This is a genomic window from Hespellia stercorisuis DSM 15480 (genome assembly GCF_900142165.1).
In the GTDB taxonomy this organism is placed as follows: domain Bacteria; phylum Bacillota; class Clostridia; order Lachnospirales; family Lachnospiraceae; genus Hespellia; species Hespellia stercorisuis.
The window spans coordinates 55,080-70,491 of sequence record NZ_FQZY01000015.1; the positions used below are offsets into that span (position 1 = coordinate 55,080).

Sequence of the window (15,412 nt, forward strand, 5' to 3'; positions counted from 1 at the left end):
ATTATGCCATCTTTCCTGTTTTCTTATTCCAGACCGAAGTCCCTTTTTCTATCTTCCCTGCCATTCTCGCTTTCCCGCTGGCTTTTTTCTTTATAAATCTGCAATTTCTCATGGATAGAACCACGTGCCGGTCGTTCTTCTTTCTCTTTCGATTCTGACTGCTCTGCTTCTGTGTCTTCCCGTTCATCCATATTAAGAAGGGCATTTAGTTCTGACAGTCGCTCCAGTTTCTGGTTCAGTTCCTCTTCTTTTGTGAATGGCTTTCCAACTTCCTCTTTGGCATTTGTAAGCTGCTCCTGTACCGTTTCCAATCGTTGCTCCGCTTCTGCCAGTTTCTCCGGATAGCTTTCCAGAAGATTATTGATACGGGTGATATTTCCCAGGGCATCTGCTCCCAGATGAACTTTCGATACCGATTCATGCTTCACAGACAGGATAAACTCCTTACTCCAGCTGTCGAACTGGATTCTCATGTTGAATCCCTGATAGTTTCCGATATCCATTGCTGCATCGACTGCTTTCATGTCCTTGCAGACTGCCAGTAGTGCCGCTCCTGCTTCTTTCTTTTCTGTAAATACTTTGCCGCTGATCTCCATGGAAAACTGTTCTGGATCTGTGATTTTATGCTCCTGATAATGGGCAATATCCGCTTTGTAGCTATCAATAGTCTCGGTCAATTTTGCAATCTGCTGTGGAAAATTTCTTGCAATATCATCTTCCAGACGGTACTGGTTATTCATGTGATTGGCTTTTAAAAGTTTCAGTTTTGCCACATCCACGTCCAGTGCCATCTTTTCTTTTACTGCCGGATTTCCAGTTGCCAGTGCCTTAACCTCTGCATAGGACAGTGCCGCTTCGTCCACATCTTCGCAGCTTCTGACCGGTGCTTTGCTCGTCATAATCTGGGAGATGAACTTCTGTTTATTTTCGATCAACTGCCACATGTAGCTGTCGAAGGTGGATTCTGTCACATACCGAAAGATATGAACCTTTTTATTGTGATTTCCCTGCCGGATGATACGTCCTTCCCTCTGCTCCAGATCAGACGGTTTCCAGCCAATATCCAGATGATGCAGAGCAATCAGACGATCCTGCACGTTGGTACCGGCACCCATCTTTGCTGTTGAACCAATCAAAAAACGAACCTGCCCAGATTTTACTTTTCCAAACAGCTCCGTCTTCTTTGCTTCGGTATTTGCATCATGAATGAATGCAATTTCTTTTTCCGGTACACCTTTCGCCATCAGCTTCTGTTTCAAGTCATCGTAAACATTGAAACTGCCATCGCCTTTCGGTGTGCTCAAGTCACAAAAAATGATCTGCGCCGATTTCTGTACAACTGTATCTTTCCAGATTTCATAGCTTTTTTCTGCACAGACCGACACTTTACTGCCCGGATCGTCTGGCAATAGTTCATTGACCAATCGCTGATCCAGTGCCAGTTTTCTTCCGTCATTGGTAATTTTCAGCATATTGTCTACACTAGCATCTACGCCACCGTTTCTTACCACTTCCGCACGCTCTCCTAGGCTTGCTACGATTTCTTTCTGCTGTTCTGTTGGTTTCAATACTACAGTTTCGTATTCCGCTTCCGGTACTGGAAGATTCAACTGATCCGAAGTCTTGATATCTGCAATCTCCTTGAACATATTCATCAGTTCCGGGATATTATAGAATCTGGCGAATCTGGATTTTGCTCGGTATCCGGTTCCTTCCGGTGCAAGTTCAATGCTGGTCACAACCTCTCCAAACGTGGATGCCCAGGAATCAAATAATCCCAAGCCCATATTCTGTAATTTGCTGTTCTGCAGATATCTCTGCATGACATAAAGTTCCGTCATGCTGTTGCTGATCGGTGTGCCCGTTGCAAAGGTAATGCCTTTTCCACCGGTAATCTCATCCAGATACTGACATTTATTAAACATATCTGCTGATTTCTGTGCTTCGTTCTGGGCAATTCCGGCTACATTTCTCATTTTTGTATAAAGGAACGCATTTTTATAACTGTGTGCCTCGTCTACATACAGATGATCCACTCCCAGTTCTTCAAAGGTAACTACATTATCCTTTTTCTCTTTCTGATTCAGCTTCTCCAGTCTTGTCATCAGCGTTTTTCTGGTCTTTTCAATCTGCTTTACCGTATAGCGGCCGCCATCCTGCTCATATCTTGCACTCTGGATTGCGATTTCCAGATCGTCAATCTGCTTCCGCAGCATGGCTTCCTGCCTCTCATCAGAGATTGGGATACGCTCAAACTGGGAATGACCGATGATAATCGCATCATAGTTTCCCATAGCGATTCTGGCACAGAACTTTTTCCGGTTCGCCGGTTCAAAATCTTTCTTGGTTGCCACCAGGATATTGGCTCCCGGATATAACTGCAGGAACTCGGCTCCCCACTGCTCTGTCAGATGGTTCGGCACGACAAATAGATTCTTTTGTGATAATCCCAGACGTTTGCTCTCCATTGCAGCCGCTACCATCTCGTAGGTCTTCCCAGCTCCTACTACATGAGCCAGAAGCACATTATCCCCGTAAAGCTGATGTGCGACAGCATTTTTCTGATGTGGGCGAAGTTCAATTTCCGGGTTCATTCCTGGGAAAGTCAGATGACTGCCATCGTATTCACGGGGACGGATACTGTTAAACCGTTCATTATAAACTCTTACCAGTCTTTCACGTCTCTGTTGATCTTTGAAAATCCAATCCTTAAATGCTGCTTTCATGGCATCCTGTTTCTGTGATGCCAGCATAGTTTCTTTTTTATTGAGGACACGAATCTCATCCCCATTTTCATTGACACTCTTATCATAGATACGAACATCTTTCAGATTCAGTGTATCTTCCAGAATCCGGTAAGCATTTGCCCTCTCGGTTCCATACGTTGCATAGGCAAACGCATTTCTTGGACTGTCTGCATTTTTCCCGGTAATCCGCCACTCACCATTCACCTCAGAATATTTTACCTGTATCTCCTTCTGTGCAAGATACCACGGAGTATGAAGCAGTTCCCTCATAAAGTCCTGATAATCCGATGGTTCAATCCAGGTTGCCCCAATCCTTACTTCGATTTCAGATGCTTCCAGTTCTCTTGGCTGAACTGCTTCCAATGCACGGACATTCGGTGTGAATTCCGGGTGATTCTCTGCAAAGGTTCTTGCTGTGTTTAACTTCTCCCTGACATTTCCAGATAAATACTCATCTCCACTCTCCCACTGGTCTGTCAGTGGGTTCTTAAATATAACTCCAACCAGTTCCTCCGTGATTTTTTCTTCTGTCTTTCCTGTCAGCTGTGCCATATAGGACAGATCCACCTTTGCTCTTTCATTCAATGATAATGCTAAGGCTTCTGTCGCAGTTTCCACACTGGTTACCGCCACTGCCTTTTTGATGGTTCGTTTCGTAAACATGTCTGCTTTTCGCTTCAATGTTCCATCTTCGTTCAGGTCTTCCAGAGAACACAACAGACAATAAGAAGCGTCATCAGAAAACGCCCGCTTGTTTGCATTACTTCCGATGACTCCATACTTTGCTGTGTAAGCATCATATACTTGATTCAATTTCTCCTGCTGTTTGTGAATTTCTTCATCTGTTACGGATTCTTCCATCTGCATGGCAATCAGTTCACGCACCGTGTCTCGGATCTCCACCATACCTTTTACACGTTCTGCAGTAGCGGCAGGCATCTTTACCTGATTCATCAGAGAGTTAACACGGTAATATACCTGATCATCTACAACCGCATAACTGTAATTACGAACATTCGGATCTGCCGGGATACTCTCTGGTACATCATCCAGTTCTGCATCCACATCAACTGCAGGTGCCATATTTCCATGAATATTCCTGACAGCTTCTGCAAGCTGGACTTCAAGATCAGCACCTTCTATCGGCATACAGGTTGTTTCCATACCATACGGACCGGATACCTCTTTCATCTCACCCAGAATCATTTCCGGATGGTCTGCAAAATACTGATTGACCGTAATTCCATTGGCATCACTTCCAAGATTCACCCACTCCGGCATCTCTTTTGTCATGCTGTCACGCTTCTGGAAGAATAAAATATCTGCACTGACTTCCGTTCCTGCATTTGCTTTGAATGCTGTGTTCGGCAGGCGGATGGCTCCAAGGAGATCGGCACGTTCTGCCAGATACTTTCGGACTTCCGGTGATGCTTTATCCATGGTTCCTTTTGTTGTGATCAAAGCTGCCACACCACCCGGACGCAACTGGTCGATTGTCTTTGCCAGAAAATAATCGTGAATCATAAAATTATAGCGGTCATATTGCCTGTCATTCACTTTATAAGCTCCAAATGGCACATTTCCGATTGCCACATCGAAGAAATCATTCGGATAATCTGTCTTCTCAAAACCTTTAATCTGGATATTGGCATCTGGGTAAAGCAGTTTTGCAATTCTACCGCTGATACTGTCCAGTTCCACACCATAGAGTTTTGACTGGTTCAGCTTCTCAGGAAGCATTCCAAAGAAGTTACCAACACCCATGGATGGCTCCAGGATATTTCCTTTTGTAAATCCCAGATTTTCCAACGCCTGATACATACTTTCAATCACGATTGGCTGTGTGTAATGGGCATTTAAGGTAGAAGCTCTGGCTGCTGCATATTCTTCCGGTGTAAGGACTGTCTTTAATTCCAGATATTCCGTCTCCCATGCGGATTTTGTTTCATCGAAAGCATCAGCAAGACCTCCCCAGCCTACATATCGGGATAAAATCTCCTGTTCGTCTGGTGTGGCATTGCGGTTTTCTTCCTCGCATTTCTTTAAAAGCTGGATTGCCATGATATTAGCACGGAACTTTTCCTTTGGTGTTCCCTGTCCCAGTTCATCATCTGTGATATGGAAGTTTGTTGCTGGAATATCAGACTGTTCTGGTGTTATATCTTCCTTTTTTTCTGCATCTTCTACTGCTTCCGGTTGTGTCTCAACCTCCGACGGTTCCTGATTTTCCTCTCGTATTTCCTGCTGATCAGAGCCTTCCTGCTCCACTTCCAAAGCCTGCTGAGCTCCTTCCAGATCCGCCTGTCTCTGTGCTTCCTGCCGTTCTTCATACTTTTCCAGTTCTTCCGGTGATAAGAAATCATCGGTGCGAATCAGCTGACGGACACGTTCTGCAACCTTATTCCACTTTAATAGAACTTCTACATCTGGACTGCCAATCTTCCCTTTCGCAAGTTTTAATCCTTTCGCATCATGGGAAGCATCGGATTCATACGCTCCCGGTATCCCAGGTGCTGCTCCACCTGTACCATACTCATTTTTCAGAAACTCAGCTGCATCCTTTATATCGTGATGTTCCATGAAATACTCATAGATCCGATTCCGTCCTCCGGCAGTGATCCCGCCTCTTCTAAGGACTGCATCTATCTCATCCTGTGTGATAAAGGAAAGGGCCGGACGTTCGACCGTAAATTTCTGGTCTACCCAGGAACGCTCCCTCTGGAGATCCTGAAAACGCTGGAAATATTCCGGATTATGCTGAATCTCCCACCTGCGATAATCTTCTGGATTCTCATCCATATCTTTCTGCAGCCATTCAAAGCGATGGGCAATTGCATCTGCTTCCGCTGAATCTGTCCAAGCTTCCCGCACGACATCCTGCCAATCCGAATATGATTGCTGCTCCTCCCGGTTTCTGCTGGTATCCCGAAAATGGAGTGCAAGAAGATTGGTCATTTCTTCCTGCTCCTGTTCAATGGCGTTATTGGAAATCAGATTATCCACGTAACTTCTATCCTCATACATATCCCGGATTCTGTCCGCCGCTTCTTCCCACGTAACCATGCGATCAAAGTTTCTTCTGGCGGAATCTCCCCGTCGGATACGGATACCATCATTGTCATACCAGATACTGATTTTCTGTCCATCTATGGTAAATCCTTTTCCACCTGTTTCATATTCCTCCTTCAGGAAGTTCTGCATTTCTTCATTATCCAGACCTTCAATCAGTCTTGCCGTAATATGAAACAGTGTATTTTTCTGTCCACTTCCCGTGCGGAGAATATCATCTACTACTTCATCAGAAATAAGAAAAGCGGCTGGCTGTTCTAATGCAGCTACCGCTTTCCTTATTTCTCCTAACTGTTCCTCTTCTGTCGGGAACAGACTTAATTGTAAATAATCTCCTGAATTACCAGTTCCTCTGCCTGTGCTTTGATCTGGTTCATGTGTCTGGTCCATGCCATCCCGTCTGCCATTTTGTCCGGTGCCGGGTTTTTCTCCAGAAGTTCTGACATCAGGTTGTCTACTCTCTGCCTTGCCTGGCTGTCGATTTCCATCAGATGACTGTCCAGACGGTTCTGTAAGGTCAGAATGTTGAATCTGGCTACTTTGTGGTTTCTCAGATACTCTTTCCTCATCAATCCGTACTTCCCGATCGTTCCTCTCGTCTCCTCCAGACTGATATCCGGAATCTGGTACTCTCCATTCTGGCTGTAAGTGATCTCTCTCATGCTCTGTTTCCTCCTTATTTTCTCCTCTATCTTCTGTGTTCCTTGTTTTGCTTTCACGAATTAACGTGTTAAATTCATTATAAGCTACTTCTTTTTCTTTTGCAACCGTTTTCAGATCTTTTTCCAAGTCATTCAACACATATCGTCCAATCTGCATCAATACCGGTCTGCTGATCTCATTCACAGAACTTCCAAGGTGTCCAATAACCTTTAACTGGTTAAAATCTGTAATATGACGAAAATCCTCTGCATCAAGATATTCCTGCACATCCAGTCCGCATCGGTTCAGTAACACATACCAGACACTGTTTGTCATCAGTTCCCGGAACTCCACTTTCTGATTCTGTTCATCCAGATCTTCCAGAAAAGTGCCGGCTACATCCATTTGCAGTTCGTCGAAAGCATCCGGCAACCAGGCCTGCACACTTTCTTCTGCCGCCTGGTGAAGAACCTCTGCTAATCCTCCCTCTGTTGCTTCCAGTGCCAGCCGCTCCTGCAGATAATCTGCCACCAGTTGTTCTCCTTCTGGATTAAGATTCCATAACTGCGGATCTCTGCCCAGATTTTTTACCTTATAAGTATCCTGCACATCAAAAACATATCGGAGTTTCGTTTTTGGTCCGGATGTGTTATCTATCAGGGCAATTCCTTTAGAACCCTTTTTAATCCATCGGTACATCTTCTGGTTCCAGATTTCCATGGATGCCACGGCTGTTGCTCCCGGACGCTGTGCATAGATCAAGAGCTGTTCCGGAAAAGTGTACCGGTACAGCCTGGATGCAGTATTTAGAAACCGCATCCATTCCTGCGGATTGGCAGCAACATCCTTTGCCACTTCCTCCGTCAGAAGTTCCATTGCATATAATTTATTTGCCATCTGTTACTCCCTTTCTTCTTCCCACTTTTCTTCTACAACATCGGCAATCCGTTCCATTGCCCTTGTCATAGAAGGAAAATTACTACTGTTACTTGCTTTTCCAATCTGATCAATAAGAAATTCCGGCATATCTGCAAGTGCTCCGGCAATCATAGCCTTTACCCGGATATCCTCCAGCATAAGAAGCTCTTTTACACCAAATTCTTCACCAAATACATCCTGATATCTCCGTAAGTCATCCAAAAGATATTCCGGTTTTAAATCTCTATCCATTTCCTTTCTTTTATCATCACCATATAAACACCAGTCCATATTCTTTTCTCCTCCATCTTCATAAAATTAGGGACTGCTCACACAGTCCCCTCAAAATCATCGTTATTTCTCGTTATAATACTGAGGCAAGGTCTTTCGCCCTATTCTTTGGGATTGTATCTGTCCCTTTTGCTTTGATCTCCGCCTTGGCTTTCTCCAGTTTTCCATGGATTCCACCTTTTGCTTCTGTTCTCCCAGTTGCTTTTTCTGCTGCTTTTTCTTTCTCCAGACGTGCTTCCCTGCGTTCGGCATTTTCCATAACTGCTGTCTTTCCATCACAGAACTGAACCTTATCCGAAAGCTGTTCCTGCCTCTCTACCTGCGTCTCATTGACTTCCTGTACCATGGCATTTAATTCCGGTACTTCAAACATTCCGTTATCAGGAAGAATCAGCACCTCATGAATTGAAGAGGGAAGAACAAAATAATCACTTCCCAGGCATTCACCGATCTGCTTACGAATATCTTCCTGCAGTAACAGTGATGCACCATTCATTTTTTGTGCATTTGAAAGACAGAACATTGGATTTTCCATTGCTTCAACATTCAGTTTTTCATTCAAAAGATTTTCTGCTTCTTCACCAAAAATCATGGATTTTATCATTTCATTCATGTCCATCAAAACAACACCACGATTTCTGTCTGCCGCCACTGCATCTGCCTGGATTTGTTCTGCTGTCACACCCCATTCATTCATAAGATTGACAGTAACCGGAATACTACCAATTCCTCCCTCGTTTTCTTCCACATTCACTGCGTAATATGCTGCAAAATCTCCATGTTCGGTAACAACTTTATCAGCCAGGCGTTCTTCATTCCATTCCCGGTCACAGATTCTCACCTGTAATTTGTCCTTCATTTTTTCATAATCCAAAATATCCGGAAGACCCATATTGATAAATGCCGCTTTGTCCTGCACTTCAATACGCATATCTGCCACATCACCCACACAGGAATCCAGATTTTTTCCATTGACATATTCCATATAAAGAGAATCCAGATATACCATCGGCACAGCTCTTTGATCACCCTGTGGAATTGAAATGCCAGTCAACCTTAATCCATTATTTTTTGCAACTTCTTCAATACGGATTTCTCCATTCTGATATGAATCCGGCAAATAGTCTTTTACATTATCTTTGACATATTCATAAAATTCTTTTCTGTTCATCATACGCTTTTACCCCTTTCTGATCATGTGATGGTTCATTCTTTTCCTGCTGACCATCTGCTCGGCTTTTTTCTGATAAGCCATCATTCTTTTTAAAGTTCTCTCCTGGTTCTTTCTTGCTTCCTGTCTCTTTTCCATTGTTTTCATCATATTTTTCTGTCCCTTTCTGTGAATTTTTGTATTTTAAAGGGAGCCCTGATTCAGGGCCCCCTTTACTGAGGATTACTGTTTTCTGATTTTCTTTCTGCTGATATAAAGTCCTGCCATGCCTCCGGTAGAGATAAGCAGAAGCAGAATCGGCAGCCAGATATTTGTGTTATCTCCTGTCTTCGGTGCATCTGATACCTTCGTCTCTTCATGGGACTGCGGCACATCTGGTGTGCTTGGTGTTTCCGGAACTTCCGGTTTCTCATTTGTCAGATTGAAAGTAACTTCTACAACCGGCGTACTGTCGTCTGCGTAGGCAAATGTCACTTCATGCTTGGTCTGATCCAGTGTGTATCCATCCAGTGTTTTTGTCTCCACCAGATAATACTTGATTGCTGTATCATATTTGCCGTTCTTGAATGCGGCAATCTCATACAGCTTACTCTCGGCATGACCGGCAGCATCTGTTTTTAAGGTTTCCAGGACCTTTCCTTTGCTGTCACGGAATTCAAATTCTACTCCTTTCAGCGGTTCCCCAGATGATTTATCTGTCTTATTGAGAATGACTTTTCCCTTGGCAGTATCATCTTTCATAACCACTTTCTGGATTTCTCCAGTATCCTTCACCTCAAATGTCACATCCGATGTCAGAAGATATCCTTTTGGTGCCTGTTCCTCTCGTAAGGTGTATCTACCAATTGGCAGTTTTTCAATATAGTGTGCCTCCTCTGTGGAAGTCCAGCTCTCTACTACCTGATCGTCCTTATCAAGAATCGTTAGTTTTGCACCAGGAATCTCTGTATCTCCTGTGATATCTGTCTTGCTGATCTGAACCTTGGTCACATCATCTTTCATCTCATGCTTCTGAATCTCAGCTGTATTCTCAACCGTAAAGGTAATGCTCTCTGCAGTAACATATCCGTCTGCCGGTTTTGTTTCCGTCATGGTATACTCATTACCTACAACAAGTTCTTTGATCACATGAGATCCTTCTGTAGAAGTCCATTCATCCACAACATTTCCATCTGCATCCGTCACTTTCAGGTGTGCACCTGGAAGTTCTTTGCCTGTGGTCAGGTCTGTTTTTGTCAGTTCCACTGTGGTCGGCTGATTTTCAAACGTAAAATCATAGCTTACTTCTGCCTGATCTTCTCCGGCATATTCAAAGGTAAACTCCTGCACTTCTTCCGTTGTCACAAATCCGTCCGGTGCACTGTTCTCTTTTACATAATATTTTCCATCTACTGGAAGATCTGCCGCAAAAGTGATCTGTCCTTTCTCATCGGTTGCTTTCTGCTCGATGAGGGAATCTTTCTCAAGCAACACATCTCCGTTTACATTTTTGATATCTTCACTGGTATAAAGGCCGAAGACGCCGCCTGCAAGAACACGGTCTGTATCTTTTTCTTTCTTCAGAACAGTAACCTTTACTTTCTGACGGGTATTCTGCCATTTTTCATCATAAGTGATTACCGGTGTGTCCTGATCACGGTAGGAAAGATCAACATATCTCGGTTCTCCATCCAATACATAGCCATGGGCAGTTTTAACTTCTTTCACATAGTATTTGCCTGCCGGGAGATTATCCATCTGTGCAATACCATTGGAATCTGTAGTAATAGTTCCTACTTTTTCATCTGCTTTGTAATAATCTTTGCTGACACCATCTGCCGCTTTGATATCTTCCGCAGCAAATACATCGAAAGTCACATCTGTAAGGCTTCCGGTTACATATTCGAAGAGATGCTCCACAGTGCCTTTTACATTGTCCAGAAGTGTCACTTTATCCAAAAATTCTCCATTTTTGTTGATGATTAAAAGTCCTGTCGGCACTTCATCTTTCATCTCTACCTTCTGAATCTCTGCGGTATCTTCCAGTGTGAACTTCACATCCGTTGCTTTCAGATATCCATACGGTGCGATTTCTTCACGAAGGGTATATTCCTCCCCAACGGTCAGTCGTTTAATCACATGTGGCTGGTCTTTTACAGAAGTCCACTGATCTACGACATTCCCCTCTCTATCAAGAACGGTGAGTTTTGCTCCATCCAGTTCCACACCTGTTGTCACATCTGATTTTGTAATTTCAACCGTTGTCGGCTGATTCTTCTTCACTGTTTTCAGTTTTACTGTCTTCACGTCCTGTCCCTGATAAGAAGCATCCAGATTCAGAACTTCATCGGAAGAAACGAATCCTGCCGGTGCCTTTAACTCTTTTACATAATACTGTCCGAGTGGCAGATCCAGCGTACAGGAAGCAATTCCATCTTTATCAGAAGTCATTTCCTGTAACAGGGTATCAGCGTTGACAATGACTTTGCCTTCTGCTTTGATATCATCTTTGTTATAAATGCCAAAGACTGCACCTTCTACCGTTGCTCCGTTTTCTGCATCCTGTTTTTCTACCTGGATTGCAACTTTCTGTCTGTCATCACCAACAGTCACTTCCTGTTCGATCACAGGTGTATCCTGATCTGCATAGACAAATGCTACATCCGATCTGTCATGGTTCAGAACAAATCCTTCCGGTGCTGTTTTTTCTACCACATAGTAAGAACCAAGCGGCAGGTTATCTGCAACTGCTTTTCCGTCTTCCCCGGTCGTTACCGTTGTTACCAGAGCATCTTTTGCATAAATCAGCTGTCTGTTTCCATTTTCATCTTTCTGATAATCCGGTGTGTAGATATTTTCCGCTGCATAGACGTTAAACTCTGCACCTTTCAGATATTTTTCTTCATAAACAAAATCCTTTTTGAATCCACTCAGCATCTCACCTTTTTTATAGATCGTCAGCTTTCCTTTTACCGGATGATTCTCGTAATCAACTGTGATAATGGCATCGCCGCTTTCTGAATCCATCTGATAAGCAGTGTTTGCATCAACAGCAATCTCCATATAATTCTTGTTGATTGTGTACCCTTCCGGTGCGTTGACTTCCTCAATCCGGTAATGTCCGATTTTCAGGTTCTTTGGCATGATCAGATAACCCTGACTGTCTGTAAAATAGGACTTGTGTGTGGTTGTCACAGGATAAGTAGTTACCTGCTCCACGTATTTTTTGTTATCCAGGTCATATACCTTAAATTCTGTTCCTGCAATCAGGACGGATTTCTTTGTTTCATCGTCTTTTTTCACAATTTTCAATTTTGCCTTGAACTCTTTGTCCAGAAGCACACGCCAGATCTGTGGCTCATTCGGATGGTTCTCTGTGATATTCACTTCAAAATCATCGACTGGCTTGTAATTGTGTGGTGTTGTTGTTTCACGGACAATATAGCTTCCAAATGGTAATGGAATACTGCAGGCATAACCTTTTTCATCTGTAAAAATCTCAGTAGCTCCGTTTTCTCCACTCACTACTGGTTTAGCAGAATCAAAATCATAGCTTCCATCTGCTTTCTTTGTAAGGGAAGATTTCAGATAAACTGTAAATCCGGCTCCGGATAACAGATCTGCATCGGTCTTTCCATTGTTGGCTGCTTTGATAATCTGGAACGGCTGCTTGATCACCTGTTCACTGGAAATGCATTCTCTTTTTACTTCTGCAGTCATATCACCTTCATAACTACATTCAAGATCATGTTCTTCTGTATCTGCCAGGTATCCGGTCGGTGGTGTGATCTCCTTGACGTAATATTTGCCAAGATATAAGCCATCTACAGAAGCCTGTCCTTTTTCATCCGTTGTAAGAGAAGCCACCTGTTCCCCTGCTTTATAAATCACACCGGTTGCTCCATCCGGATGCACGATATCTTCACGGGCATATAATCCGTAGACTGCACCTTTCAGTGTTGCATCGCCCTGCGGAACGGCTTTTCCTGTTTCTTTATCAACTTTGAATAAATTGATTTTTGCTGTCACACGGTCATTGCTGAAGGTATGGGCGAAAGATACGGTTGCTTCTTTATCATTGGTGTAAGAGAACTTGAACGTATACACGTCTTCTGTATTTCTTACATAGCCTTCTGGTGCCTGGTCTTCTTTTACGGAATAGGAATGATTGATAGGCAGATCTGCTGTGAATTTTGCCTTTCCATCCTCACCGGTAGTGGCTTTCTCAATCAGGGTGCCTTTCTTTACAACAACTACACCATCTGCATTTTTGATATCGTCTGCCGCATACAGGGCGAAAATACCACCTTCCAGCGGTTTCTTTGTATCTTTATCCTGTTTTACTACAGTGACTTCTGCTTTCTGACGCTCATTGTTGAAGGTGACATCCGCAAATACAACTTCTTTATTCTGTCCGGCATAAGTCAGCGTCACTGTCTTTTCTTCGCCGCCATTATAGAAGTTGTCCGGTGCTTTTGCTTCTTTTACCACATAAGTTCCTAGATGGAGATTCTTCAGGGTAACAGAGCCATTCTCACCTGTTGTCAGATTTTCTTTCACCAGATCACCTTTGCTGTACACTTTTGTACCATACGCAGTCACAATATCTGCTCCGGCATACACGTTGTAAACAGCATTTTTTTGTCTGCGGTTCTCATAATGGAATACGGTTCCACTCTCACTGACTTCTGCTCCGGTAAGCACCTGACCTTCTTTATAAACAGTAAGCTCTGCAAGCTGCTCCTTATTTTCCACGGTTACAGCTGAGGTCTTACTTGCTACCAGTTTTACATTTGTTGCCGTTGCATTTACTACATATCCCTGTGGTGCTGTGATTTCTTTCAGATAAACGGTATCCTGTGTCTTGATAATCGTAACAGAGGATTTTCCATTCTTATCTGTTGCAGGCATCTGAGTGATCAGCTTTGTACAAGCCTCATCGCTGTAAACGCCAAATACTGCACCTGCAAGATTGACATTCGCTGTATCGTCTTTCTTTACGATTTCGATCGTAGCCTGTTCAATCCATGACACCTTTAAGCTTACATATTTTTCATCAGCAACACCTTCTCCAAATACAAATGCCAGATCCTGAACACTTGCATTCGTAGTCAATTTATATGCTGAATAATCTTTTGTAATACTTCCCTTCATTTTTGCAGAAAAAGTATCACTTACATCTCTTGTCTGTGTCAGAGGAGCTGAGAGATAAAACGTGGTTCCTCCTCCAATTGTTACGCTTGCACCTGCCGCACTTACGGTTCCAGTAGATACATTATGGAGCTTTACTCCTTTTGGTAAGTCCATTGTGATTTTCTGCTGGGAAGATGCGTTGAACTTAATGTTCTCCGTTCTCTGAACATTTCTATCTACATAAGCTTTTACATCCGGCTTTGAAAATGACATCGCTACATCTGGTATTTCCGGCTTATTCACACAATAATTATAGAGTTCTTTTGCCAAAGCCTCTCCTGTAGCATTGGTTCCGTAAAATGCATCACTGCTTCCGTTGGCATATGATGCAGCCATGTGAATGATGATGAATCTTTTTCCTTCTGAAAAATCCGTGTGTTTATTCGCAAAAAAGCTTTCGCTCCCTGCGGCATCTGTGCCGTAATAACACACTTTTGCTAACGCCTGATTGTCTCCAATCTTTGTAATTGTATAATTTCCAGATCCAGGTCCTGGCTTAGCTGGCTGTACACAATACGCAATTGCTCTGACGTTTCCGTAGCTGATATAGTACGGCTCTGTCAGATAGGTTCCAAGATTATAATCTGCATATCTATACAGTGGTCCTTTTTCAATTGTTACCTGCTGTGTACTTCTTGCTGAATAAGCTGAAACTGCTTCAAATGTTGCAATCTCTCCCTCTTCCATAGCATCAAGATCCACACCTTCGTCTCCTGCCTGTTCCAAAACATCATGAAGCTCTAACCCTGATTCTTCATCATAGGTATCCTGATTCTGTGCCTGCTCTACTAAATCATCAAATTCATCAGCGTCAATATCGGTAATCTCCGAGTCTGCTTCTGAATCCTCCGCTTCCTCTGTCTGCTGTTCACTGCCAGCGGTTTCTGATTCGGTCACTGCTTCACTCCCTGCAGTTTCAGTCTGAGCTTCTGTTGCTTTCTCACGCACAATCAGTTTTCGGCTGATCTGGTACTTCGGATGCTCTTGATTTACCGGTTCCACATAATAGACCGCTTTGTAAGTGTCCGCATGATCTGTCGTAAAATCCTCATCCTTGTCATTCTTTGCTTCCTCAAATGTGACTTTGACCTTGTTATCATCCTTGATTTCCAGTCCCGTGTAATCTGATTTCACATCAAATACACTGCCTGTTTCAATTTCATAATCTTTGGCAGTCACCACCTCATCTTCATCCAGAAGGTCTTTCACTTCCTCATAAAGTGGAGGTTTTTCCTCTGGCTGGATCTCCGCTGCATATGCCGTCATCGGAGACAGCACTGTACTAAGCATTGTCATGCCTGCCAGCAAGCCAGATACTACTTTTCTAAAATTACCTTTTTTCTTCATGCTAAGGTCCTCTCTTTCATATATTTGTATTAAAACAGACAGTCCTTAGACTGCC

5 protein-coding genes are annotated in these 15,412 nt (G+C 43.3%); all 5 read right to left on the reverse strand.

Features of this window, described 5'->3' with window-relative positions:
- Positions 1-23 precede the first annotated feature (23 nt).
- The 5 genes from BUB85_RS06255 to BUB85_RS06270 all read right to left on the reverse strand — a co-directional run bounded on the left by BUB85_RS06255 (position 24) and on the right by BUB85_RS06270 (position 15,357).
- Positions 24-7,355: a DEAD/DEAH box helicase family protein gene (locus tag BUB85_RS06255; protein WP_028086449.1), complete on the reverse strand. Its 7,332-nt coding sequence runs from the start codon at positions 7,353-7,355 to the stop codon at positions 24-26.
- Positions 7,356-7,358: 3 nt separating this feature from the next.
- Complete coding sequence (locus BUB85_RS06260; RefSeq protein WP_026648905.1) at positions 7,359-7,667, reverse strand: hypothetical protein; 309 nt, start codon at positions 7,665-7,667, stop codon at positions 7,359-7,361.
- Between the two features lie 73 nt (positions 7,668-7,740).
- Entirely contained in the window at positions 7,741-8,841 is a 1,101-nt protein-coding gene (locus BUB85_RS06265; protein ID WP_026648906.1) for a DUF5688 family protein, read from the reverse strand.
- Between the two features lie 6 nt (positions 8,842-8,847).
- Positions 8,848-8,988 carry a hypothetical protein gene (locus BUB85_RS21705; RefSeq protein WP_164651566.1) on the reverse strand — a complete coding sequence of 47 codons (141 nt, stop codon included), beginning with the start codon at positions 8,986-8,988 and terminating at the stop codon, positions 8,848-8,850.
- 72 nt (positions 8,989-9,060) lie between these two features.
- Positions 9,061-15,357, reverse strand: a complete 6,297-nt coding sequence (locus tag BUB85_RS06270; RefSeq protein WP_073106996.1) for a SpaA isopeptide-forming pilin-related protein — start codon at positions 15,355-15,357, stop codon at positions 9,061-9,063.
- Between the last annotated feature and the right edge of the window lie 55 nt (positions 15,358-15,412).